We start from the raw sequence: 26,441 nt of genomic DNA, 5'->3' as shown, positions 1-26,441 counted from the left end.
TTTAATCTCCCTCGATCCCTAAATCTGTCAAATTTAGTGCCGCCAGGTATTGCCAGCCGGCCTGGTTAACTTTTTCTTTGGCCACATCGCCGCGATCAACCACTACCGCCACACACAGTACCTTGGCGCCTGCTTTTTCGGCTGCCTGTGCCGCCTGGATAGGAGATCCGCCAGTTGTGGAAGTATCTTCCACGATTACCACTTGTTTACCTGCGATATCTGGGCCTTCAATCTGGCGCCCCATGCCGTGATCTTTCGCTTCTTTACGCACCACGAAGGCATCAATATCTAGGCCGCGCGAAGAAGCCGCCTGCATAATCGCAAAGGCCACCGGATCAGCACCCATAGTTAGTCCCCCTACCGCATCAATATCTTCCGGTAGAAAACCCGACTCTTCTAATAGATCCAGCAGCACATGCCCGATCAACACCGAGGCCTCGTGATGCAAGGTAGAGCGGCGTAGGTCAATATAGAACGAAGATTTCTTTCCGCTGGCCAGGGTGAAATCCCCGAATTTAACGGATAATTTTTTGATTAAAGAAATCAGACGTGTCTTTTGCGAGTCATTAGCGGTCATGATATTCAGTTTATCGGTTTTGTACCCGATATGGTTAGCACATGAGGATTGCAACTTGGAACGTTAACTCAATTCGGGCACGACAAGAACGGGTAAGCGCGCTTTTAGAGCGGGAAAATTTGGATGTTTTAGCTATCCAAGAAACCAAATGTCGCCCGCAGCAGTTCCCTTATGAGCCTTTCACCACCGCCGGGTACGAGGTCGCAGTACACGGGATAAACCAGTGGAATGGGGTAGCGATTATTTCTCGGGTGGGCCTCAAGGATGTGCAACGAGATTTTCCTGGGCAACCCGCCTATGCTAACCCGGGGAAAGAGCCGGTGGTGGAACCACGCGCTTTAGGTGCTATCTGCGGTGGAGTGCGAATATTTTCTCTCTATGTCCCCAATGGACGCGAGCTTTCCCACCCTCACTACCGCTATAAACTCGCTTGGTTGACGCAACTCCGCGAGTATGCGTCCTCATTATTACTGGCAGATTCTCAGGCACAAATATCACTGATGGGTGACTGGAATATTGCCCCCTTTGACCAAGATGTTTGGGATATGGAAGTGTTTGCTGATTCCACCCATGTTTCTGCTCCCGAACGTGAAGCTTTCTTCGCTTTCGAAGATGCCGGTTTTACCGAAGTCACCCGTAATCTTTTTGATCAGTACACATACTGGGACTATAAGCAGCTGCGTTTTCCCCGTAACCAGGGAATGCGAATTGATTTTGCCTACTGTTCCCCTGCCCTAGCAACACGGGTTAAGGGGGCTAAATCTTTACGAGAGGAACGCAAAGGCAAAGGTGCCTCCGACCATGTTCCGGTTATTTTAGAGGTTTCTCTGTAACACCCCTTAAGCGGTTTTAGCTGCTTCCCGCAGAATGCGATTTAGCTCTGGCCATAACTGCTTATGCAGAGCGCCGAAGCGCTGTTGCCCTAAGAAAACTGCTCCCAGGCAAGAGGCGGGGTCGATCCACAAGAATGCCCCAGACTGCCCGAAATGCCCGTAAGTATCTGGAGAAGATCCCGGCAGCGTCCAGTGTGGCTGTTTGGCAGCGTGGATTTCACAGCCCAATCCCCAGGCATTGTCACGATGAAAACCATATCCGGGTACCACCCCGGGCAACTGCATCCCATCACTACGTGACCAGGCAGAAAACAGCTTGGGGGAAAGGAAACGCGGACAGGCAGCCTCGAAGGCAAAACTGAGTAGTTCGCGCAGGTTACCGTATATTCCCCACGCAGGAGACCCTGACAATTGACGTTTGATCCCCAGAGGCAAAAATACCATTTTCGTCACCCAGTTACTGAAGGATACCCCGCTGCGCTGGCTGAGTAGATCACCCAGGATTTCATACCCGACATTGGAGTAAACCCGGCGAGTATGGAGGGCGCGGGTAAACTCTTTTTTTTCATAATCAAGGCCGCTGCGGTGCGCGAGCAGGTCAGCCACACTCACGGGACGGGGATTTTTTACTCCAGGTAGTTGCTGCAGCGGCTCCCACAAGTCGAGGACGCCGTTTTCCACCGCCCCAAGAATAGTACGGGAGGTAACCAACTTGGTCACCGACATCCAAGGGTAGACTGTATCCAGGTCACCCCAGGTTCCTAACAGCTGACAGCTTTGCGGTTGAGACGCTGATTCAAAGGAAAAAAGCGCGCAGGAAACCGGGAAAGGAAACTGCGCTAGAACCGTGCTTACTGGGTCAGAAATCATCCTAAGTAGCCCCTAGAAGGGGCGGGCTGCCATAACTGCGGTAAGCGCAGCCACCGCTTCACGCGGCACGACACCAACATCTGCCAGGGTGTTGTATTCCTCTGTTTCTAAGACGTTGTTGATAACCAAGCGACCCAACAAATCTATGCTGAGAGCCTGGTTTTCTTGGGCGTATTCTAGGTCGTTGGCCGTCAGAGTACCGGAACGAACAATCTTGTCCAGGATTTCTTCCGGCACATCTGAAAGACCGTATTTCTCCATTTCCTGGGAGGAAAGGCTGATGTATCCTTTTTCCAACAAATCTTCCAAGGTAAAACCAGCCACCTGCTCGATTGCGGCCATTGCGGAGGGGGAGGCAAAACCGCTGGACATGATGGCATGGAGCGCCTTGGGATTGGAAAGATCCACCTGGTTGATAATCAAGTTGGTCAAGGAACCGACCACATCTACTCCATCCCTGTTGTAGAGCCACTGGATATGCAGGCCGTACCATTCAGCCAATAGGGAATGTGCCAGTGTCTTGGGATCGGAATCCTTATTGAGAAGTTCTTCTGCTTGCAGCTGTCCAAAGGCACTGGTTAGCACCTTTTGCAACCCTTCAAAACGAGCCGCGAAGTGGTCGTGCGCCGGGTGCACCTCGTTGGAGGCTTCCACTGAAAGCATGCATTCCATTTCCACGATTGTGGGGTTAGAACTGAGCTTGGTAGAAAGTTCGGTGAAGGCATTGAACACTTCAAAAGGCTGCATACTGCGCATTGCCTGCACATTGAAGTTGGAGCGATCCTCATAACGTTCGATAACCGCCATGAGCAGGGCTTCTTTGGAAGGGAAATGGTAGATAACCCCCGGGTGGGAGATACCAACACGGCGAGCCACATCGCGCATAGATAGACCGTGGTAGCCAACTTCCGCAATCATGTCGACAGTTGCGTCTAGTATGGCTTCACGCCGAGCTACGCCACCGGCATAAGGGCCACGCTCCCCGCTCTTGTGTGCTGGTTTCGGCACCTGGGCATCCCCCTCCCTTTTGCCTATCGCCTATACTTTTTTCTACCGCTGGATGCCAGAACACCCAAGCTCTAACCAGGATACAGTTTTTCCCCTCAAACCACCTAACAAATAGAAGATGTTTTACAACTGACTCCCCCGTTTCCGAGCTTAAAACCCTCTCCCAACTCCTAAAATCATGCGTAAAGCGATTTAGATAGCTTGGCTAACTGCAATTTCAAAGAAAATGACAACACAAATTGGTGCCGGAAGGTAGGAGACCCTCCGGCACCAATGTTATGACAAACTGTCACTAAACTAACAGCAGGTGGAATCTTCCCGCGGGGGAAGCAGACGCCTGCGGTACCATCACCTTAATTTCGGCACCATCTTCCCACTTCCCAGCCAGCAGCCCTTGCGCCAGCTGATCACCAATTTCGGTTTGAATCAGGCGACGTAGCGGACGCGCCCCGAACGCAGGGTCATACCCCTGGTTGGCTAACCAATTCTTGGCATCCTCGCTAACCTGCAATTTCAGGCGACGTGAAGCCAGACGCTTCATCACTTGTGCCAGCTGCAGATCGACAATCTTCGCCAGCTGCGCCCGGCTAAGCGGCTTGAAGATTAAAATCTCGTCCAGACGATTCAAGAACTCGGGTCTAAAGTTAGCCTTGACCGCTTCATTAACCAAACGTTCTTTCTCGTCCTCGCTCATGTCTTTCTCAGTCAGATACTGCGAACCTAGGTTGGAAGTTAGCACCAAAATAGTGTTACGAAAATCCACTACTCGACCTTGTCCATCAGTCAAGCGTCCGTCATCTAACACCTGCAGCAGCACGTGGAAGATTTCCGGATGCGCCTTTTCTACTTCATCTAACAGAATCACCGAGTAGGGACGCCGGCGCACTGCTTCGGTCAGCTGCCCACCTTCTTCATAACCCACATATCCGGGAGGCGCCCCGATTAAGCGGGATACCGAATGCTTTTCTCCGTACTCGCTCATATCGATACGCACCATCGCCGCGGGGTCATCAAAAAGGAAGGCCGCGAGGGACTTGGCAAGTTCGGTTTTACCCACCCCGGTAGGTCCGAGGAAAAGGAAGGATCCTGTCGGACGATTCGGATCGGAGACCCCTGCCCGTGAACGACGTACCGCATCTGCAACCGCCTGCACAGCTTGCTCCTGCCCAATCAGGCGCTTTCCAATCTCCTGTTCCATATGCAAGAGCTTGTCGGTTTCCGTCTGCAGCATTTTTCCGGTAGGAATTCCCGTCCAGGACTCCACCACTTCCGCCACCTCAGTAGGGCCTACTTTGTCCACCACCATGGCGTCGGAGCCATCGCTTTGTTGCTCCTGCTTTTCAGCGGCGGCAATCTCGGCTTGTATCTGGGGAATTTCCCCGTTCTGCAAACGTCCAGCACCTTCCCAATCACCACTGCGCATTGCCCGCTCTAACTGGGTATTGAGCTTATCGAGTTGGGCGCGTAGATCTCCAACCTTATTGCGGGAGGCTTTTTCAGATTCCCAGCGCACATTTAGTTCATCTAAGACTTGCTGTTCCTTGGCGATTTCTGTGCGCAAATCTTCCAGACGAGCTTTAGTCTGTTCATCTGAGCCTTCGCCCTCGGAATCAGCCAGATAGGCTTCTTCCATTTTCAATCGGTCAACCTGACGGCGCTTTTCGTCTACCTCGACCGGACTGGAATCTAACTCCATCCTCAGCCGGGAAGCGGCCTCGTCAATCAGGTCAATAGCTTTATCCGGCAGATTGCGTTCGGTGATATAGCGATCAGACAGCTTTGCCGCCGCCACCAGCGCCCCATCGGTAATTGTGACCTTATGATGAGCTTCGTATTTGGGGGCAATCCCGCGCAAAATCGCTACCGTATCTTCTACCGAGGGTTCGGCTACGAACACCTGCTGGAAGCGACGCTCTAGAGCCGGGTCTTTCTCGATGTTTTGTCGATACTCGTCAAGGGTGGTGGCCCCCACCATCCGCAGCTCGCCTCGCGCCAGCATAGGTTTAATCATGTTGCCGGCGTCCATGGCTCCCTCGGAACCGCCCCCGGCACCAACTACCGTATGCAGCTCGTCAATAAAAGTAATGACTTCCCCATCGGCGTTCTTGATTTCTTCAAGGACGGCCTTGAGGCGTTCTTCGAACTCGCCACGGTATTTGGCCCCCGCAACCATTGCCCCTAAATCTAGGCTAATCAGTTTTTTATTTTGCAAAGATTGCGGAACATCTCCGGCTACGATCCGCTGCGCTAGACCTTCCACTACCGCAGTTTTACCCACCCCAGCTTCTCCGATTAGCACCGGGTTGTTTTTGGTACGACGCGAAAGCACTTGGATTACTCGACGGATTTCTTTATCACGTCCAATTACCGGATCAAGTTTTCCACTACGTGCCACTTCCGTTAGGTCGCGACCGTACTTTTTCAAGGCCTGGAATGAGGCTTCCGGATCTTGAGAAGTAACCGGGTCTTTGCGGATTTCCTTGAGTTTTGCACGCAGCGCCTTAGCGTTGGCACCCGCGCCATGGAGTAGTGAGGTAACAGCTGTCTTTCCCTCGGAATCATCGGCGAGGGCGATTAAGAGATGCTCAGTTGATACGTATTCGTCGCCTAGTTCGCGCGCCAGTTCGCCGGCCTTATTGATGACCCGCCGCATTGCCATTGAGGTTTGCACTTCCCCTACGGAACTGCCGGTGACACTGGGAAGCTTTCCCAGCAGATGGTGCAGGGGCGCGTTAATCTGTTGGGTACGATTGGGCACCATCGCTTCCAGGAGTGCAAACGCGATTGAATCGGTTTGCCCCAACAACGCATTTAAAAGATGCTCCGGCTCTACCTGAGGATTATTGTTAGCCTGCGCGGTTTGTACCGCATCTCCCAAGGCTGCCTGCGATTTAATAGTAAGTTTTGTTTCCATTTTTCCTCCCATATTCCCATCCGGGTGGGATGGGGTGTTGCTATTTAGTCCAACACCCAGAAAGTTGAGTTTATTCCACTCAACTTTCTATTTTGAGTTAGCTACCTCTCAAGAACGATTCTTATCCCCAAAAGGGAAAGGCAAATTCCCCTGAAGACCTGCTAAAGGCTCACCTACACCGAGTCTCTACACTTCAAATACTCAGGGAACCAAAAAAACTAACGATAGTAAGAGTTACTTACGAGAGCTCGTTGATTATCCCGACCACGTTTCACCGTCCAGATAATCCCCCAAATCAGCAGCCCCAGACCCCCAAATCCCATAACAGTGGGGAGAATAAATGCCCAAACCAACAGGGTAAAGGTGACATTGGGAATCACAGTGATGGCGGAAATAGGAGCCTTATCAGGCTGGGCGCTACGGCAATCAATAACTAGCTTTCCGCGAGAGCGGAGATTGTAACTAAACACCTCGTTGTTAGTATCGTCCCCCACCGCGGTGTCGGCACTAATTTCTGATCCGGCGTTGGTTTCAGTAGGAATTTCTTTGCCGTTAAAGGTAGTTTTACAAGTAACTCTGGTATCTTCTGGTACTTCCACCAGCACTAAGGTGTGCCCATAATAGTCATCCTCGCGAGTAATCACACTGCCGCCACTCTGACGTTCCGCGCTGGAAGCAACATCCAGCCCGTACCCCACTAACATCCCGATACAGGCTATAGGCGCCAGTACCAGCATTAACACGATACCCAACACCAGAATTGTGACAGGTACGACTCGAGACTTTCGTTCTGGATACGGAGGTACCGGGTTATTAGTGAGCCCCGAGAAACTCCCCGGCCCCACACCTCCCGATCCAGTAGCTTGCGACATTCCGGAGAGCGTATTCCATTCCTCGTTCCCGGGATAACCTGGCGGAATAGGAAACCTATTTCCTGCCGGGTAAGAATTCTGCGCCGAGGAGTAATTATTGGGGATTCCATTGCCAGACACGTTTTGCCCATAAGGAGGCTGAAGAGTGGGAGGTTGGGCAAAAGTATTACCACCATCGCAGTTATAAGATACCTGTTCATCCGCCGCTTCCCCTGCCGGCTCGGAAAAAGATAGAGGCTGCTGATCAGGTTGCTGGGCGGCAACTTGACGCTGTATAGCAGGATTCCCGGAGTAAAGCTTGCCGTCCAGAACCCACTGCTCCTGTTCGCTAGAGTTAGCCCCGTATCTATTTGGAGTTTCGCTCATACTTCCTCCCCTAAATCGTTTCCCCAATTGTAAAGGTTAACCTCAATTTTGACCCCAAATAACTATTTGTCCTGGCAGATAGGGTACTAATTCCTGTCCCGGCACCCGACGCGAACCCGGGAACCGAGTTAAAGGAGCTACTTCCCCGGTGGGCGCGGCCGAAAATACCCGCCCCCGTCCTCGTTCATAAATATTAAGCCGCTCTTGCAGGCGCTGGTTTTCGGCGGCCAAACGAGTAGCCGCACGCTGCAGCTCCAGCACTCGTTTTATTCCCGCCAGGTTAATACCTTCTTCTTGAGAAAGGCGCTGCACTTCGCGCAGTTCCGCAATATCTTCGGCGGTATAACGGCGTCCCCTACCCTTAGTGCGCCTAGGAATTACCAATCCAATGCGATCGTATTGCCGCAGAGTTTGCGGATGCATCCCCGCCAGCTCTGCGGCAACCGAGATCACATAGAGTGTTTCCACCGCGGCAGCCATTATTGCCGCTCCAACTGACTACGCGGATCAAAGTCCGGGTGATCTGCACTAATCGCCTCACCCAATTGTTTGGCAATATCGACTACCCGGCTAGAAGGTTTGCGCGGATTCACTATCCGTACAGTGGCAACCACATCTAAACCGTCCAGTCCTTTCCCACGCAGACGCAGCTTAGTGCCACTATCGGATCCGGTAGGAATCTTGATAGTTGCCTGCTTGCCGCCTAAAAGCGGCACTTTAACCTTGGCACCCGCGAGCGCTTCCGCCGCAGTAACCGGCAACTGCATTTGCAGGGATTTTCCGTCAAAGGAATACACCGGATCAGGAGTAACGTGAACTGTCACTACCAGGTCCCCGTTTCCTCCCGGCCCGGGACGCCCTTTTCCACGCAGACGCAGTTTCTTACCGTCGCGAATCTTGCTAGGAATTCGCACGGTCATGCTCTCGCCGTCTACCGAAAGCTTCATAGTGCTGCCCGCCATGGCGGTGCGAAAATCCAAGGTAACTTCAGCAGCTAAATCCGGGCCTTTACCACCACCGGGAAAGCCAGAAGTTCCTGCCCCGAAAGGAGCGGATGCTCCGAAGCTAGCGCGCCCTCCCCCGGAAAACAGGGAACCAAACATGGAGCCGAGGTCACCCTCACCCAAGTTGATCCTAGCGGAGCCGCCCCCGGGAACGGTTCCGCCTCCAAACATAGCGCCTAATACGTCTTCGAAGCCTCCGGCCCCACCACGACCTGAAGCGGGGCCGGCGCTGAAACGGGCACCACCGCCCGCCATAGCGCGAATGGCATCGTATTGGCGCTTTTGTTCCGGATCGGACAGTACCTGATAGGCTTCCCCGATTGCCTTAAATCTGTCTTCAGCAGCTTGGTCACCAGGATTTTGATCGGGATGATACTTGCGCGCCAGTTTGCGGTAAGCCTTCTTAATCTCGGCCTGATTTGCCTTTTTTGACACCCCTAGGGTGCGATAAAAATCTTTTGCGACCCAATCTTGTCCGGCCATGAATGCTCACCTCCTTTATCCCTAATCTGGATTATTTACTATTACTTTTGTTGCTCGCAGTACCTGTTCACCCACTTTGTAGCCAGGCTGAAGCACCTGGGCGATGCTAGGTTCACCCTCACCACCACTTTGCGCCATCATGGCTTCATGCACGTTGGGGTCAAACTCATCACCGGTATTGCCATAGCGAGTTAAACCAAAATTGGTTTCAAGCGTGTTTTCCAATTTATTGGCAATCGATTCGAAGGGCCCTTTAAGATCCCCCGCCTCCCGCGCCGCTTGCACATCGTCGAGAACACTCAGTAATACTTGCAGTACCGCTTTTTGCCCATCCGTCCGGTGAGCAGACATCTCGGTCTTGCTACGCTTGACATAACCAGAGTATTCCTGCTGCAAGTTATAGTTTTCCGCCCGCGAGCGAGCTAACTGTTCCGTTAATTGCGCCACCTGGTCTTTCAACTGTTTTAACTCGTCACTTACATCTTCGGATTCGCTCTCCTGCGGAGCAGCGGCTTCTTCTTGCACCCCAGCAGGTCCATTTGGAATTTCTTCCCCTAGACGCGCAGCCAAATCCGCAAAAGCGGAGTCTTCATCCTGATGCTCGGTTTCTTCTGGTTTAGCACTATCAACGAGAGCTGCCTCCGCGTTACCACCAGTACCGACTGGAGCTGAAGATTCCGGCATGCCGGCATCTTGAGGATCCGAGGCCTGTGAGGCGGAAGAATCCGCTTTATTTTCTGGTTCTGGATCCGAAGTTGGATTCAATGGGTCTTTCACCTTGATCTTTATCCTCCGTTTCCCATTTTTCTCTTCCAAAGTTCTTCCTCCTGCCGGTGGGGCGCCCACTGTCGCGAGCGCCCCAGACAGTTTGAGTCTAGAGAGTTACTTATTTTCATCCTCTTCATCGACAACTTCCGCATCGATTACGTCATCCTCGGCGCCGGCGCCAGCATCCCCAGCTTCAGTTCCAGCCTCCGCTTGGCTTTGCGCCGCCTCGGCTTGAGTTTGCGCATAGAGGGTTTCCCCAATCTTTTGCGACTTGGTATTAAGCTCTTCCATCGCAGTCTTTACCGCTTCGATGTCTTCGCCTTCCAAAGCCTTCTTGACCTTGTCGGAAGCTTCGCGCACCTCTTTGGCGATTTCCTCGGGAAGTTTCTCGGCATTATCTTTCAGCAGTTTTTCGATCGAGTAAACCGTCTGTTCCGCCGAGTTACGTAAATCAGCTTCTTCGCGCCGCTTCTTATCCTCTTCCGCGTGCGCTTCGGCCTCTTTCACCATGCGGTCAATCTCATCCTTGGAAAGCGCGGAACCCCCGGAAATAGTCATTGACTGTTCCTTATTAGTGTTCTGGTCTTTCGCCGAGACATGCACAATTCCGTTGGTGTCAATATCGAAAGTAACCTCGATCCGAGGAACTCCCATAGGCGCGGGCAATATCCCAGTGAGCTGGAAGGTACCTAGCGACTTATTATCGCGAGTAAAGGTACGTTCCCCTTGGAACACTTGGATTAACACCGAATCTTGGTTATCTTCCGCAGTGGAGAAAATTTCCGAATGCTTAGTGGGGATAGCGCTATTGCGCTTAATCAGGGTGGTCATCACCCCGCCCTTGGTTTCAATCCCTAGTGACAAGGGAGTCACGTCAATCAGAAGAACGTCACTGCGATCCCCCTGGATAATCCCAGTCTGCAGGGCAGCACCGCTGGCTACTACTTCGTCGGGGTTAACCGACTTATTAGCTTCTTTTCCACCGGTCAAGGTCTTTACCATCTCGGCGACTGCGGGCATGCGGGTAGAGCCACCCACCAGAACCACGTGGTCAATATCTGACACGTGAATCTTGGCATCAGCAATTACCTGTTCGAAAGGCTTGCGGGTACGTTCTAGCAGATCCTGGGTCATTTCCTCGAAGTGGGCACGAGTGAGGCGCTCATCTAGGTGAACCGGCCCTGACTCCGCCATCGATAGGTACTGCAAAGAGATCTGGGTGGAGGTGGCAGACGATAGCTCCTTTTTAGCTTGCTCCGCGGCGTCCCGCAGACGCTGGATCGCAATCTTGTCGTTGGCAAGATCCACACCGGTATTGGTTTTAACCGTACCGATTAGCCAATCCACGATGCGCTGATCCCAGTCATCACCACCAAGGTGGTTATCCCCATTAGTGGCGCGCACTTCGATAGTAGAAAAGCCATCCTCGTCCTTCATTACTTCCAGTAAGGAAACATCGAAGGTACCTCCACCTAGGTCAAATACTAGGATGGATTCATCCTTTTCACTCTTTTCCAAACCATAAGCCAAGGCAGCGGCGGTCGGCTCATTTACCAGACGAAGTACGTTAAGCCCTGCGATTTTACCGGCATCTTTAGTAGCCTGGCGCTGCGCATCGTTAAAGTAGGCGGGCACGGTGATTACTGCATCCTGTACCGAATCCCCTAAGTATTCTTCAGCATCTTTCTTCAGTTTGCCTAAGATGAACGCACTAATCTGCTGAGGAGTATATTCCTTGTCATCAATTTTTACTTTCCAGGAGCTATCCCCCATGTGACGCTTCACCGAGGCAATAGTCCGATCTACGTTAGTTACCGCCTGACGCTTAGCAACCTCCCCTACCAGAACTTCTCCAGCCTTGGAGAAGGCTACCACCGAGGGAGTTGTGCGCTGGCCTTCCGCATTGGCGATAATCGTAGGCTGCCCCCCTTCAAGAACCGCAATCGCGGAGTTAGTGGTGCCCAAGTCAATACCTACTGCACGTGCCATAATTTTTTCCTTCCTAAGATTTTATTTAGTTAGTTTTTTAGCTCTAGGCTCTAACGGCCGATGCCCACTATTTTCGATCTTGAAGGCGCCCTCTTTTGGATTTCAGCAGCCTTGAGCCTCACACACTCAAGGCTATCAAATCCTAAGAGACTATCAAGCCGCACCCCTAAAACCTGAGTCTACTTAACTCAACTCCGCAAGAGTGGCTTTTATTCCCTTTCCCTCTAACTTTTTTCAAAAAACCTAAACAATTGCATTTACCTGTGCTTTTATTCAGAGAGTGGTCACCGATTCCCTGAGGGAACGCCAGCAGCGGTGTGCTTACTTCCCAAATTGCGCTGGGAGCGTATATCTTTTCTAAGTAAGAGTTTCCTAAAAAATAAAGGAGCAATCATGGCAGTCGAACTGGTCGAAAAGTTCAGCGAGGAACTTGTAGAGGCATTTTCCCGTCTCATCCCCCAGCTCTCGCAATCCGCCAAACAGCTAACCCCCCAGCAAATTAAAGAATTCTGCGAACAAGATGGAGTTTACCTGCTAGTTTTTCGCTCCAATGAGGGCAGGATTTTAGGAATGCTCTCCCTGGCAACCTTCAAAATTCCCACTGGAAAACGCGCCTGGATCGAGGACGTGGTTGTAGATTCGGCTGCTCGCGGCCAGGGTGCCGGCCAGAAACTGGTTGAGGCAGCAGTAGCTCACGCCAAAAAAATCGGAGCGAAAACCGTGGATTTAACTTCCCGCCCCTCGCGCGAAGCAGCGAATCGCCTCTACCGACGTTGCGGCTTTAAACAACGGGAAACCAACGTTTATCGCTACGCCGATAACTAACCCTTCCTGAAGAGCCCAACACGTCTTCGTCACAAAACTTTTGCGAAAGAGCGAGCCGAGATACTCTCAAGTTGCAAGATAAAACACAAAGTTGCTCTTTAGGGATATTCTTGCAGCTAAACATAGTTTAAATCTCAGTTTTCTACCCACAACACTGCTACCCGAAGCGTGACTTAGCTAGCAATACTCCCCTAAGATGACATTCCTGGGGTAAAAATGGTGGTAAGAGCAGTCGAGAACTAAGGATTGATTTTATGACCGCCCCGTCTATTCCCACTTTGGAACTTTCTACCGGCTACCAGATTCCACAATTCGGTTTCGGAACCTACAAGATTGCCCCTGAAGATTGTGTAGATGCGGTTAGATACGCTTTGGATCTAGGGATTCGCCATATTGATACCGCGCAGATGTATCACAATGAAGCAGAAGTAGGACGCGCGATTGAGGAATCCGGAATTCCGCGGCAAGAAATTTTCTTAACCAGCAAACTTAACAACGATAAGCATCTGCCGCGGGATGCTCGGGACTCTTTCCGGCAGAGCTTGGAAGATTTACGCACCGACTATGTAGATTTGTTTTTAATTCACTGGCCGCTTCCTACCCGTTACGACGGTGATTTCGTGCAAACTTGGCGTACTCTCCTCGAGTTCCAATATGACGAAAAAGCTCGGACTGTGGGGGTGTCTAACTTCCAGATTCACCATTTGGAGCGTTTGATTAGCGAAACCGGAGTGACTCCCGCTGTTAACCAGGTAGAGATTCACCCCCAGTTTGCCAATAACGAGGTGCGTAAGTTCCACCGCGAACACGGAATTCTAACCGAAGCCTGGTCCCCCCTAGCTCGAGGCAGGGTGTTAGGGGAAGAAAAAGTGGTCGCTGCCGCCAAGCGCCTAGGCAAAACCCCTGCTCAGGTAGTGCTACGTTGGGGCATTGAACGTGGAGACGTTCTCTTCCCCAAGTCAGTTAACCCCGACCGCATTAAAGAAAATCTGGATATTTTTGATTTCCAGCTGGACGAACGGTCCAAAGTAGATTTAGATTCCCTAGATAAGGGCGAGGACGGGCGTACCGGCTCCCACCCCGACACCATGGACATCCTCTAACCCCCTACAACATGACTAGCGACGCAAAGACTGATCTTCACGGTGGGCGCGAGGGCTAGATTTTTCCTCCCGCCCAAAAATTTGGGAAACGTAGCGACGTTTTCCAAATTTTGCGCCCGCCTAGCCGACTCGGATAAAACCTAGCCCCCGCGCACAGCTGGAACCAACCTGACCACTATGTTGCGGTTGGCGCGCTAAAAGATGCGAGAGGGCGACTTGAGCCGAGCGAAGCAAGGCTCACCAGAGCCCCGAGCGCTTTTAGCGCACCAACCTCCTAGCCCACCCCCTGCGCATCCCTATATAAAAACTAAAGTAGAGGCTAGTTTTCGCGATTGGCGTGGTAGTAGTTGATCATCGCTTTCGTAGAGGGATCTTGCTGCTCCAATACCTCTTTATCGCCAGCGATTGCCGGAGTCAGGGCTTTGGCTAGCTGTTTACCCAGCTCCACTCCCCACTGGTCGAAACTGTTAATCCCCCATACCACCCCTTGCGTAAAGGTGATGTGTTCATAGAGGGCGATTAACTGCCCCAATACCGAGGGGGTTAACCGCGGCGCCATAATCGAGGTCGAAGGCTTGTTTCCGGGGAATACTCGCGCCGGTACGATCTGCTCGGGTGTCCCCTCGGCACGCACCTGATCCGCGGTCTTCCCAAAAGCTAGCGCCTGGGTCTGGGCGAAGAAGTTACCCAAGAATAGCTCATGTTGATCATTCTCTCCATCTTTTAATGGCCAAGTGGGATTAGCGAAAGCAATAAAGTCCGCCGGAATCATTTGAGTACCTTGGTGAATCAGCTGATAGAAGGCATGCTGCCCGTTAGTGCCCGGCTCTCCCCAGAAGATTTCACCAGTATCGTAGGTTACCGCTGCACCGTCCCAGCGCACTGCCTTACCATTAGATTCCATGGTTAACTGCTGTAAGTAGGCGGGGAAACGATGCAGGTATTGAGAATAGGGCAACACTGCATGGGTGGGCGCATGTAGGAAATTGCGGTACCACACGTTAAGTAGCCCCATCAAAATGGGGACATTTTCTCCTAACGGAGTGGCCCGAAAATGTTCATCCACGGCGTGCATTCCGGATAGGAAATCAGAGAATCCATCTTTCCCGATAGCCACTGCCAGTGCGGTACCTACGGCAGAATCTACCGAGTAGCGTCCTCCTACCCAATTCCAGAAACCAAAGGCATGAGCCGGATCAATCCCGAACTCAGCTACAGCACTGAGGTTGGTAGAAACCGCCACGAAATGCTTCGATACTGCCTGGCGAGCGTCTTGATTGCTAAGCTGTTCAGTTGTTTCTTTCCCCTTCCAGATTCCGCGAGCAGCCAGCTGTTCTAGTAGCCAGCTGCGGGCTGCCCGGGCATTGGTTAGGGTTTCCAAAGTGGTGAATGTCTTAGAGGCAACTATGAAGAGAGTAGTTTCCGGGTCTAGATCCCTTACTTTTTCACACAGATCCGTGGGATCGATATTGGATACGAAACGGCACCCAAGTCCCGGTTTCACATAAGGACGTAGCGCTTCATAGGCCATCGCCGGCCCTAAATCTGAGCCTCCGATTCCGATGTTTACCACGGTAGTGATGGGTTTACCGGTGATTCCCACCCATGTACCACTGCGCACTTCCTCGGCAAAAGCATAAATCCTCTCTAAAACAGCGGCTACATCGGCACTAACATCCTGACCGTCAACCTTTAGATTATCTTCTGACGGCCGCCGCAGAGCGGTATGTAGTACTGCGCGATCCTCGGTGGTATTAATATGAACACCTGCGAACATTGCGTCCCGATGCGCCTCTACTTTGGTCTGTGCTGCCAGGCGTGCCAATGCCGCCAATATCGGAGCGGTCACCAGATTTTTTGATAAATCTACCTGTAAATCTGCGATCTTAAAGGTCAAGTCCTCGGCGCGATTGGGATGATGTTGGAACCAACCCGCTAAGTCAGGCTGAAATGACCTGGCAAGATTCTCTAGCTCTTGCCAAGCCTGGGTGGTACTGGGATCAATGGGAGCACTCATGTTTTCTCCTGTTCAAAAGTTTTTAAAGATCAGTGACTGGTAGTTCCCGAACTTCAACATCCCATTCGTCACGGGAAACCACGGGAATAATGTCAACCAGCGGCAACCACCATTGGTTGAGAGGACGACGCACCTGTTGATCTACCTTGTCCTGCATTTGCAACAGCGGGAAAGTCTCAATTCCCTTCTCAGCCAGCCCCACCCCTAAAGGTTCGGTTCTATTTTGAGCAAATTGCGCACTGAGCTCTTGGATTGCCACCCGTACGAGACGCGTAGCTAGAATTCGATCAAAGGGCGAGGGCTCTCCACCTTGCTGCAAGTGTCCGAGGGCGGAATGACGTACATCGAAGAGCCCTTTCGATTCTTGTGCGAACACGGAGGCAATAAACTCTCGGTCATATCTACCGCCGGCTTCTTCATTATGTAGAACCAAGCACAGGCGGCGACCGTCACGGAAAGAATTCCGCATCATACGCACGTCACTCGCCAGATTTTGCAGATCGTAGGGGAATTCATCAAGGTAAACCAATTCTGCTCCCGCTGCGATACCTGACATTAAGGACAGGTACCCACAGTGACGACCCATCGCGTCGGCAACGAAACAACGCCTTGAAGCTGCCGCCGATTCCCGGATGCGGTCTAATGCCCATACCGCATTATTTAAGGCAGAATCGGCTCCGATGGAGAGTTCTGAACCCGGCAAATTATTATCAATTGAGGCCGGAACACAAATCATGGGGATATTAAACGCGGGGTAGCGAGAAGTTTCCTGACGCATCTGGTTAATCGAAAGGTAAGCGTTATAACCCCCGATTACCACCAGGGCGTCAATATGGTGTTCTTCCAGCGCACGCCCTATCGCATAGTATTCTTCTACCTTAGGAATTGGGCGTAGGGTTCCCAGTTCGGCTCCTCCGTCAAATCCCCATCCTTCAACATCTTCCCAGGCGAGGGGCTTCACTTTCCCGGACATGAGTCCGTCAAAAGATCCGTAAATCCCCAGCATTTCAAATCCGCAATCGATGCCTTGCCGCACTGCCGCGCGGGCGGCAGAATTCATCCCAGGAGCCAGCCCCCCCACGTGCATGATTGCTACCCGCCGTGCATCAGCGGGCAGCTGGTCTTCTTCGGGAGGAGTCGACATTACTTCATTAATCGCCAGCATCTCACTGAAAGAGCGACCGCGTGCTTGCACCGCTTTTTCGTATTCTTTTGCCTTGGTGAATTTGGCAACCGCGCGGGTGTCCGTGACGGCTTTCATCAAAGGTAGCCGAGCTACCCGATTGTTACGAGCCCCGATAATTACCGGCTCAGAGTTTTCGTCTTGGTGCAATACTTCATAAGCGGCAGCGTACCCCAGGGCAGTGGGCATCCAACGGTCATAGGCAGAGGGGGTACCACCACGCTGTACATGCCCCAAAATCGTCAAGTGCGGGCGCTGTCCAGTTTCTTGCTCAAGGGCATCACAAACATCGTTAGCAGCGATGGGATTGCCGTCATGATCGATAGCTCCCTCGGCAACCAGTACTATTGATTCGCGCCGCCCAGCTTTACGCCCAGCTGCAAGTTTGTTTGCTAAGGTCTTTTGCCAGCCATCCTCGGGAGGAGCTTCGGGAATAAACACATAGTCACAACCACGAGCAACCGCGCTCATTAACGGTAGGTACCCACAATGCCGCCCCATTACCTCTACTACGAAAGTCCGGCGGTGGGAGGCAGCGGTAGATGATAATTCGTCCAGAGCCACCAGGATTCGCTGCAGGGCAGAATCCGTCCCGATGGTCATATCAAATCCCACCAGATCATTGTCGATAGAACCGACCAACCCAGCAACCCGCAACTTTTCATGTCCGGCAATCTGCTCGGGGGTCAGTTCCCCTTGCTCCACCAATTCGGCCAGCAGGCTAGGCCACTCTTCTTGGAACTCATTGGTTCCCGCAAGTGAACCATCCCCGCCGATAGAAATTAGTCGGTCAATCCCCTGTAGAACCAAGTTTTTAGCGGCTTTTCGCAAACCGGAACGTTCCCGGAACTCTTGACAGCGAGCAGTGCCAATGACTGTTCCGCCTTTATTGAGCACACTAGACACATCTGACCAGCCCAAAGGCTTAATCATCTCGCCGCCGGTAACTGCCCCTTGCCAACCTTCAAGAATCGCGTATGGTTGAGCCCCCATTTTTAGGGCGGTGCGTACGACTGCCCGCACTGCAGCGTTCATCCCCTGGGCATCCCCGCCCGAGGTTAAGACTCCAAGCCGTTTTGGTTGCCCTTGCGTAGACTGACCCATTATTCCTCCTCTTTGAAGGCTGGCCCCTAGGCGCTTCCCCTGGCCACCAGCGTCATCATTTTGTCTACTTCTGCTGGATCAGGCGCTTCCACCTTTTCTCCAGACAAGAACTTGCCGAGAGCCTGGGCATACATCTGGCCACTGGCTTCGGGATTAAAATCAACAGAAGTCAGGGGGGGATTGAAAAGCGCCCCTTCGGGGGCGTTCCCCACTCCAATCACCGCACAGTCGTTGGGAACCATCCGCCCACACATCCGCAGCGCCTGAACTACTTCCATCGCTAAGAAATCATTATGGCAAATAAATCCGTCGACTCCGGGATTCTTCGAAAAGAGTTGCACCAGTTCTCCCGATAATTTGGGAGAATTATATTCAGTGGTCAGCATGGTGGGGGTAGGACATCCCCCGAAGATACATCCTTGCAGCACTCCGGCATAACGTAATTGGTTCAGGTTTTTAAGGAGGGCGCTATCAGAGCACAAATAAACAAGGTTTCGATGCCCGGAGGAAACCATCCGCGAAGCCATTGCCCGCCCGGAGGCCCCATAAAGCGCTGCCACCACTGAATACATCGGAGAATCGGTGGCAAAAATTGCCGGTTTTATCTGCACTCCCTGGCTCTGCAACTGGTCATTTTGCTCTGCGCTAAAGGGAACTAACGGCAGAATCGAACCAATCCGTTTTGCGCTATCTGCTAGCGCATCGACATCGAGCTGATCATTGTTTAGCTGAACCGGGATTAAATCAATCCCCATTTTGGCAGTTTCGAATGCTGCCCGCATCACCGTGCTGAGCATTGGAGAATTATGTGGCATCGGAGGGATAACCAATAGGAATCGTTTGGGATCTGCCTGTTGATCCTTCGCCACTGTCTCCCTCCCTGCCATGATGCCGAGTTACTCTAAGTTTTTAGCTCTCAGTTCTAAAGTTAATACTAGCCTATTTCACCGATCCAACCAGTGCTAAAAATCGGGACGGACGCTTGGTGGTTGCGTCCGTCCCGAAAGATCCACTCTGCTTGGAAATATTCAAATGGAAATCACCTAAGAAAACCCAGCTTTACCTGGACTTCAAGTTAAGAATTTCCTTTGAGGCGCCGAGCTAGATTTTCAATCAGCACCTCCATAAAGCCATCGGTGTCCAACCACGGATGATCCGGAGCGATCAGACTCGCTAGGTCTTTGGTCATCTGTCCGCCTTCAACGGTGTCAATAATGACGTCTTCTAAAGTTTGGGCGAAGCGAGTAACTTCCGGGGTGTTGTCCAATTTCCCGCGATGTGCCAGACCGCGTGTCCAAGCATAAATAGAGGCGATTGGATTAGTGGAGGTTTTCTCCCCCTGCTGCCAGCGTCGATAGTGCCGAGTTACCGTACCGTGCGCCGCCTCAGCCTCCATCGTGCGACCATCGGGGGTCATTAATACCGAGGTCATCAGCCCGAGGGAACCGAAACCTTGCGCAACAGTATCGGACTGAACATCGCCATCATAGTTCTTGCAAGCCCAGATATATCCACCTTCCCAACGCAACGAGGAGGCCACCATATCGTCTATCAAGCGGTGTTCATAGTGCAGCCCAGCTTCCTCGTATTGTGCTCTAAATTCGGCCTCATAGATGTCGGCAAAGATATCTTTAAACTGCCCATCATAGGCTTTCAAAATAGTGTTCTTGGTGGACAGGTAAACCGGGTAACCCCGCAGCAGACCGTAGCGGAAGCAGGCTCGGGCAAAATCTTTAATGGAATCGTTGAAGTTATACATCCCCATAGCCACTCCCCCACCTTCGGGGTATTCAACCACGGTATGTTCGATAGGCTTTGAGCCATCTTGGGGATGGAAAGTAATGGTGAGACTACCAGCACCGGGAACCTTAAAATCCGTAGCCTTGTATTGGTCACCGAAGGCGTGGCGGGCAACTACGATCGGTTTCGTCCAGCCACCGATCAACCGGGGAACGTTGCGCATAATGATAGGTTCCCGGAATATTACCCCACCCAGGATATTGCGGATAGTGCCATTGGGAGATTTCCACATTTTCTGCAACCCGAACTCTGCCACCCGACCTTCATCGGGGGTAATGGTCGCGCATTTAACCCCTACACCGTGTTCCTTAATCGCGTTAGCAGCGTCAATCGTAACTTGGTCACCGGTAGCGTCACGATTTTCAACACCAAGGTCGTAGTAACGAAGATCCACGTCCAGATAGGGAAGGATTAGTTCGTTACGGATTTTCTGCCAAATAATACGGGTCATTTCATCGCCGTCTAGTTCGACGATCGGGCCGGCTACTTTGATCTTTGCCATGAATAACTCCAAAAGCCTTAGTTTTAAGTCCTTGGCCTTAACTTTACTCGACATCGAGATAAATTGGCAATGGCCAGCACTGTGAACTGGCAGGCGATTTCGCGGCTCACAGCCCCAGGTATTCCCAGCCCTGCTACCACCGCGCAGCGATGAACGCTTCACCCAAAGTAGCTTCTTACCTTAAATTGGTTATATGCGGGTTCAGATTGGAAAAACTCCTGCGGCCAGGCCGGCGCCCCTGATCTGGCTCGAGGCCGGACTGGGCGGGTCTATGCACAGCTGGAACCTAACTTTTCCCATTCTTTGCCGCGCTTTTCACTGCGCCCGCTCCACTCGCTCCCCCATTTTGTACCCCGAAGCGGACGCGGAAGTCACTTGGCAAAGCCTAGTAACCGAGATGCGGGAGGGCGGGGAAGAAACTGCCCGCCACTTGGGGGCTACCTTCGACAATCCCCTGCCGGTAGTGATGGTAGGACACTCCTATGGGGCGATGCTGGTGCGAGTTTGGGCGGCGCAGCTACTTAAAGCCCGCGCTCCCTCCCGGGTAAAACCAGTAGGAATCGTACAAATAGATCCCTCTTTTGAAGGAAACAGCGAGGGCGCCAGCCCCCTCTATCAGGAAATCGAACAAAAGATCCTCACTTGGATTTACCGCGGCGCCGCCCGCGAGCAGCCTTCTTTTTATATGGCCTGGAAAGATCTACAAGAAATTGATTTATTGGATCGCCGACTGCCCCAACTGGTGATTTCCGCCGCTCACCGCCGCAATGGCAAAACCTGGCGAGGACTGACTTCCTTTGCTCGCGCGATTGATGCCCGCCTGGTGCGGGCCGACTCTTCCCGCCACCTCTTGCAAGTTTTTGACCCGGTGACCGTCGCCAGCCAGATTCTAGAGTTCACTACTAGCGTCCACGAGCAACTAGCTAATAAGGATTTTTAAGCATTAAAGACATTTTGCAATAACCCGAGGAAAACCTATACCCCGGAAATAACTTAGGCGTTCCTAAGAGCATGCTTTAATACCCTAATCACTCTCTGAGCACTTGCTATAAGCAGCTACCTTCGATTAAATTAATAATGTTTTAATTGCCGAAAATTCAGATAGAGAACACCGATATTCGCCCTCGAAAAGAAATGTTGGTGTTGAAAGTTAGGAAGTCCCTGTGAAAGTTTCGCTAAAGAAAACTCTGTCCCTGATGCTGGCACTCGGCTTGATTCTTCCAGGGGCGACGTTCCTCTCCCACCCTCTGGAAGCTGGCGCCGCCGAAACCAGCAAATACGCAGACAAACTAGAAGTGCAACCGGTTAAGCTACCGAAAGGCGAAAAGGCGAAGGATTACGTCAGCAACCCGAAGCAACCTGATATCTACACGCTTCGTAGCGACTTTAAGGTTGAAAGAAATGGGGAGTACGACATCAACTATCAACCCTATGTGGCGACCGTAGGGGCAGCGGCTACTCCAGAAGAAAAAGACAAGGTAAACATAAATATTAAGTTTCCGGATTTCCCGGGTTACGGTAAGCCCCAAGATAACGGCAATCCCCTAGACCAATTTCTGATCAACTATCAAAAAGTTGTGGACGCCGCGAAAAAGGGTAAAAGCAGTGGGAATACCGAATACGGAATCACTCACCAAAATTCCCAAGACTTTAAGTATGACGCAAAAAAGAAAACTATTAACGTCAGACACGTTTTCCAAGACATCAGTGATTTTAACAAATACGGTAATAAACCTGGAGAAACCGACGAAACTAAAACTACCGCAGAAGGTAGCGTAGGCTCGAACCTGAAAATTTCGCCTTTACCAGCAAAGGAAATAAAAGGTTTCGTTCCGGAAACCGAGTTTATCCAGATACAAGTTCCTCTAAATACCGCGAAATTTACCGTGGAATATCGTTACAACCGTAACCACTATGACGCTACTTTCGACACTGATGGGGGTACGGAAGTTCCTACCCGCACTCTTTACTACCAGCAAGTAATCCCCACCCTGGATACCAAAGATATCCCCAAGAAAGTGGGAGCTACCTTCCAAGGCTGGAAGCCTTCGATGGAGCTAAAAGATAAATCGGGCAAGACCTTTAAAGCCGGCGAAGTCATTAAAGACGGAAATGGCGACGCGATTAAAGATCTAAACGCCAACCTGATAATGCCATCTGAAAACATCAAGTTTACCGCAAAGTGGAAGGACGATCCTAAGGCAGATTATGCAGTGCAGTTCTGGACGGAAAAGGCCGACCACCCCGAGAAGGCTTCTCTTTTAGACAAATACGACTTCGTGGGTACCCATGTTTATAAAAGTCAAGACACCGGTACTCGCCCTAACCTAGCTAACGAGCCAGTGAAGGGCGTAGAGTTTCCGGATCTAGATCAAAAACGCTTAGAAAGAATTTACAGAGGGGAAAAGTTTGGCGGAAACCAGTTCTTATACATTAATAAATTCTATAAATACAATAAAGAATTAACCGATAAAGAAAACGCGGACCCCAACAATCCCAGCCTAGTAAAGTCTGTTTCTTCCAACGGCAAAACCGTCTATAACATTTACTATGACCGGCAGGTCTATGATCTTTACTTTACTAAGTCCAATAAGCAACCGGAGTCAGCTACTTTCTATCCCGAAATTTGGCGACATGGCAAACAGTTAGGAGGTCCGGGAGATCCCTACCACTTTAAGGCCAGGTTTAACCAGCTGATGAGAGAATGGCCGGATGATGCCCAAGAAACCAAGGGGTTTTCCGAGGGTAAGCAAAGTTATGGATGGGGACCAAACTACGCCGTACCAGAATGGGATTCATACTATGACACTCCCCCCTACCGACTATCGGCTAAAGAGTTCCTGGATATGACCCGTTACGAGGAGCGGGGCGGTTATACCAGTGAGATTGATGCTGGTAATGGCGTTACTATACCTGCAAATCAGAAGGCTAACCCGCAAACTTTCACCACCCTTTCCTTTGGTATCGCCCAACGGGGTGGCCCAGGTGAAGACGGCCAGCCAATGCCTCACCACATGGACTTTTGGATGGACGGCTTTAAGCCCGGTGAAACCATCATTGACTATGACCTTTATAGGACCAAGGCGGATACATCTTCCCTAAGCTATGGGCACAAGTACCCGGTGGTGCAGGGCTTTACCCCTGACAAATTTAGCGAAATCTCGCAGCAGCTTACCGAGGACGAGCTTGACGCCGTTAACGAGGAGAGGGAAGAGATAACCCCATTTCCAAATGAAACGATAATTGACCAGTATGATTTCGAACGCACCAAGGGCAGAATGTATTTTTTGCCCACATTCTTTAATCGTGCCGATGAATTCGGTGACCCCAACGATGGCAGTGAAGCATTTAAGAAAAATGGCTATATTCGCTTCCACTACCACCGGAATAAGTACAAATTGCGGTTCAACAATGATCCCGCAAAGCTCATGGATGACAGCGAGTACAACAAAACTAATCAAACAGATATCTTCTTCCAACAACCCTTAAAGGATTTAAACCTAGATAATCCTCAAACTTTATTGAAACTAGATCTGACGGATTTGGTGGAAAAAGATGACGACGGAAACTATCGGATTAAAAGACCAAAGGGACTGGCGCCTGAAATGGTATTTAAGGGTTGGGCGCTAGACCCGGCCGGACAGAAACTGGTTTGGGAAAACAAGGAAACGATGCCCGCTCACAACCTGGTGCTCTACGCCAAGTGGGGGGAACCAGACTACAAGTGGAAGGTAACCTTTGACCCCAATGGGGGCAAGTTAGACCCCATTGCGGCGGAGAAAGTTACCACCGCCCGCAAGACTATTAAGGAAGGCGATATCAACGACCAAAAAGAAGTCACCTACGCCACAAAGGGCACAGATGAAGGAGACAAGCAAGTATTTACCCTCGTGCAGCGGCAAAAGCTGGGCGCGCCACAGAAACCAACCCGAAAAGGCTACAGCTTCATGGGTTGGGAGGTACTGCGCTACACCAAGGACGCCGACGGTAACTACACCGAGCAAGCAGACACCTCTTATCGGAAGACCTACGGGGTTCCAGAGCTTTATTCCTTTGGTAACGATGTAGTTGCCCCGATTTATCTGAAAGCCATTTGGGTAAAAAATGATATGCAGGATGTGCAGGTTTTCCACCATTTCTTGGATAATAATCTAGCAATTGATAAGACCGTGAAGGATAATCCCGCTAAAGAAACTATCGAAAACCAGCGCGCCGGTAAATATGTGGCCGCCATTGGTTCTAAGCAAGACGCCAATTGGATTTTGGCTTCCGATGCAGATTTGCAGAATACCAAAGACAAAGAAACCAAAAAGTTCTATGACGATTATCAAAAGCTGGCTGACGAGCTGGGAAACCGGGCAACGAAAGGTAACCCCTATTTCCAAACCCTCCTGGTAGAGGCGAAAAAGAAATCAGAGGATGGCACCTTAGTTGATAATCCAAACAATGAATTCCATTTCTTCTATCGCCCCTTTAGAAGCCGCCACTACCAGGTGAACTATGTGGACGAAAGAGCTAAGACAGAGTTGGCAAAGCCCGGCATCACCGCTGCTGAGAGGCAGAAGATAATTGATAAATACCGCATCTTGGATCAAGAACAAGTCACCAGTGGAGCCCGGCATTACGATGCTCGCAACTATAAGCCGATCATTGGCTGGAAACTGGTTTCGGATCCCCAACAGCAGCTTTTCTACGATGTCGACGAAGATACTAACCAGCTAAAGGGCACAAATGCTAGAGGTACAGAGGGAGTTGACTTCTTTTATAAAGACAACGAAATCAACTTCTTCTATAAGGACGTCAGGGTCATTGAAGTACCGGAGGGAGGCAAAACTCCAGACGGATATGTCCGAGTAAAATTTAAGGCCAGCGATGGCGGTTCCTTTGGCAAAGATGAAAAGGGGAACCCTATTAAGGAAATTGATTACGACGTGCTGGAAGGCACTAAGTTTAAGTCGATTCCGGTTCCTAGAGAATTGAAGAAGGGTGATGCTCCCGAAAAGGGCAAATATTACATCACCCCGGAAGATGGCAAGACCTTTGAAAAGTGGGATCAAAATCTCCTGTTATCCCAAGAAACCATCATCAAAAAGAGGGACGACGAATCTCCTTACGTCTTTACCGCTATGTTTGACTGGTTTACTCTCACCACCGAGGGCATGGCTATTACCGAGGCCTTCACTGATCCCGCTAACACCTGGACAAATGATTTTGCACCAAAGTTGGATGTTTTAAAGCAACTGATTAAGGCAAAAGGTAAGGACGATCAGATAAAACCCTTGCCCGAGTATGAAAGTATCGAGTTCTCTGACGCTGCTGGTAACGAAGTAAAAACCCCTGCCGACATCTACAAGCTGGTAAGCGAAAAAGGTAAGACTGACGCAGAGGAACAATTCCTAGCTATAACCCTCAAGGCGAAAGTAATAATTAAGGGAGAGAAAAATAAGCGGGAAATTGACGTGCCTCTAAAGGTCTATAAAAACCGTTACGACGCCCTCCCCTCATCAGGGGAAATGCCCGACTTCTTGAAGACGGCAACAAGCGGTAATGGTGATTTAGTGAACCTGTTAAAGGACACTAAAGCCCAAAACTACGTAAAGGTAACGGTCAATCCCACTAACAAACTAGGCAATCTAACTCCTAAGAGCTACTGGGTGAACCCCAAAGCCTGGGTAGAGATCCCAGAAATTGCGGTAAGCGATGAAGACAAGGTTTCTTCCAGATTTAAGCATTGGTCTGCCGACCAGGAGACCTTAAATCAAGACCAGACCAAAGACGGAGTCTATGACTTTAGCAAGCGACACAAATTCTCTGCGAACGCAGTCATCGCCCCCATCTTTACCCCAGAGGAAGAGCCCCCGGCGCCGAGTACACCGGAGCCATCAGTAACACCGACCAAGCCAGAAAAACCGGAAACTCCATTACCTCCCGCGCCGAGTACGCCGGAGCCATCAGTAACACCGACTGAGCCGGAAACACCGGAAACTCCATTACCTCCCGCGCCGAGTGCCCCTGAACACCCAGCAACACCGACCAAGCCAGAAAAAACTGTGCCCCCAGCGCCTGCTACCCCGCAGAGCAAACAGATCGTTTCTGACTCTCCAGTAACCGGAGCTAACGGTCTGCTCTATCTATGCGCGGCAGCTTTGTTTACCGCAGCTGGCAGCCTGGTAGTAATACGCAGAAAACGGGCAAGGAAGTAACCGGTACCACTGGAAACAAC

Annotated in this window: 18 protein-coding genes; 5 read left to right on the top strand and 13 right to left on the bottom strand. The window is 51.1% G+C overall.

Annotated features, from left to right (window positions below; translation table 11 throughout):
- Position 1 precedes the first annotated feature (1 nt).
- Positions 2–577 (bottom strand): orotate phosphoribosyltransferase, encoded by a 576-nt coding sequence (gene pyrE / locus EFB02_RS06450; protein WP_122820780.1) that lies wholly within the window; start codon positions 575–577, stop codon positions 2–4.
- A 41-nt stretch (positions 578–618) separates the two neighbouring features.
- Between pyrE and EFB02_RS06445 the strand changes: the two genes are divergently transcribed.
- Positions 619–1,410: an exodeoxyribonuclease III gene (locus EFB02_RS06445; protein WP_122820779.1), complete on the top strand. Its 792-nt coding sequence runs from the start codon at positions 619–621 to the stop codon at positions 1,408–1,410.
- Between the two features lie 6 nt (positions 1,411–1,416).
- On the opposite strand, the gene EFB02_RS06440 is transcribed toward EFB02_RS06445, so the two are convergent.
- The 8 genes from EFB02_RS06440 to dnaK all read right to left on the bottom strand — a co-directional run bounded on the left by EFB02_RS06440 (position 1,417) and on the right by dnaK (position 11,684).
- Positions 1,417–2,280, bottom strand: coding sequence for a serine hydrolase domain-containing protein (locus tag EFB02_RS06440; RefSeq protein WP_122820778.1), 864 nt, complete (start codon positions 2,278–2,280; stop codon positions 1,417–1,419).
- 12 nt (positions 2,281–2,292) lie between these two features.
- A complete protein-coding gene (locus EFB02_RS06435; protein ID WP_122820777.1) occupies positions 2,293–3,288 on the bottom strand; it encodes a TetR/AcrR family transcriptional regulator in 996 nt (331 codons plus the stop codon).
- A 292-nt stretch (positions 3,289–3,580) separates the two neighbouring features.
- Complete coding sequence (clpB, locus tag EFB02_RS06430; RefSeq protein WP_122820776.1) at positions 3,581–6,202, bottom strand: ATP-dependent chaperone ClpB; 2,622 nt, start codon at positions 6,200–6,202, stop codon at positions 3,581–3,583.
- Between the two features lie 218 nt (positions 6,203–6,420).
- Entirely contained in the window at positions 6,421–7,440 is a 1,020-nt protein-coding gene (locus EFB02_RS06425; protein WP_122820775.1) for a hypothetical protein, read from the bottom strand.
- A gap of 42 nt (positions 7,441–7,482) precedes the next feature.
- Positions 7,483–7,920, bottom strand: a complete 438-nt coding sequence (locus EFB02_RS06420; RefSeq protein ID WP_122820774.1) for a heat shock protein transcriptional repressor HspR — start codon at positions 7,918–7,920, stop codon at positions 7,483–7,485.
- On the bottom strand, positions 7,920–8,927 hold the full coding sequence (locus EFB02_RS06415; protein ID WP_122820773.1) for a DnaJ C-terminal domain-containing protein: 1,008 nt from the start codon (positions 8,925–8,927) through the stop codon (positions 7,920–7,922). The genes EFB02_RS06420 and EFB02_RS06415 overlap by 1 nt, the downstream gene beginning before the upstream one ends.
- A gap of 21 nt (positions 8,928–8,948) precedes the next feature.
- A complete protein-coding gene (locus EFB02_RS06410; protein WP_234992764.1) occupies positions 8,949–9,743 on the bottom strand; it encodes a nucleotide exchange factor GrpE in 795 nt (264 codons plus the stop codon).
- A gap of 66 nt (positions 9,744–9,809) precedes the next feature.
- Positions 9,810–11,684, bottom strand: coding sequence for a molecular chaperone DnaK (gene dnaK, locus EFB02_RS06405; protein ID WP_122820772.1), 1,875 nt, complete (start codon positions 11,682–11,684; stop codon positions 9,810–9,812).
- Between the two features lie 393 nt (positions 11,685–12,077).
- Between dnaK and EFB02_RS06400 the strand changes: the two genes are divergently transcribed.
- Together EFB02_RS06400 and EFB02_RS06395 are read left to right on the top strand one after the other, a co-directional pair.
- A complete protein-coding gene (locus EFB02_RS06400; RefSeq protein WP_122820771.1) occupies positions 12,078–12,509 on the top strand; it encodes a GNAT family N-acetyltransferase in 432 nt (143 codons plus the stop codon).
- 254 nt (positions 12,510–12,763) lie between these two features.
- Positions 12,764–13,612, top strand: a complete 849-nt coding sequence (locus EFB02_RS06395; protein ID WP_122820770.1) for an aldo/keto reductase — start codon at positions 12,764–12,766, stop codon at positions 13,610–13,612.
- 319 nt (positions 13,613–13,931) lie between these two features.
- On the opposite strand, the gene pgi is transcribed toward EFB02_RS06395, so the two are convergent.
- From pgi to EFB02_RS06375, 4 genes are all read right to left on the bottom strand, one after another.
- Positions 13,932–15,629: a glucose-6-phosphate isomerase gene (pgi, locus tag EFB02_RS06390; protein ID WP_122820769.1), complete on the bottom strand. Its 1,698-nt coding sequence runs from the start codon at positions 15,627–15,629 to the stop codon at positions 13,932–13,934.
- Between the two features lie 22 nt (positions 15,630–15,651).
- Positions 15,652–17,916: a 6-phosphofructokinase gene (locus EFB02_RS06385; RefSeq protein ID WP_122820768.1), complete on the bottom strand. Its 2,265-nt coding sequence runs from the start codon at positions 17,914–17,916 to the stop codon at positions 15,652–15,654.
- Between the two features lie 26 nt (positions 17,917–17,942).
- Entirely contained in the window at positions 17,943–18,803 is an 861-nt protein-coding gene (locus EFB02_RS06380; RefSeq protein WP_122820767.1) for a substrate-binding domain-containing protein, read from the bottom strand.
- A gap of 188 nt (positions 18,804–18,991) precedes the next feature.
- Complete coding sequence (locus tag EFB02_RS06375) at positions 18,992–20,218, bottom strand: NADP-dependent isocitrate dehydrogenase (RefSeq protein WP_122820766.1); 1,227 nt, start codon at positions 20,216–20,218, stop codon at positions 18,992–18,994.
- A gap of 193 nt (positions 20,219–20,411) precedes the next feature.
- Here EFB02_RS06375 and EFB02_RS06370 point away from each other — a divergent pair, with 193 nt between their 5' ends.
- Both EFB02_RS06370 and EFB02_RS06365 read left to right on the top strand, forming a co-directional pair.
- Complete coding sequence (locus EFB02_RS06370) at positions 20,412–21,158, top strand: alpha/beta fold hydrolase (protein WP_122820765.1); 747 nt, start codon at positions 20,412–20,414, stop codon at positions 21,156–21,158.
- 223 nt (positions 21,159–21,381) lie between these two features.
- Complete coding sequence (locus EFB02_RS06365; protein ID WP_122820764.1) at positions 21,382–26,421, top strand: InlB B-repeat-containing protein; 5,040 nt, start codon at positions 21,382–21,384, stop codon at positions 26,419–26,421.
- Positions 26,422–26,441: the final 20 nt, after the last annotated feature.

The sequence above is a fragment of the Varibaculum vaginae genome (assembly GCF_900604285.1).
Lineage (GTDB): Bacteria > Actinomycetota > Actinomycetes > Actinomycetales > Actinomycetaceae > Varibaculum > Varibaculum vaginae.
This window is presented reverse-complemented; position numbering and strand designations above follow the sequence as displayed.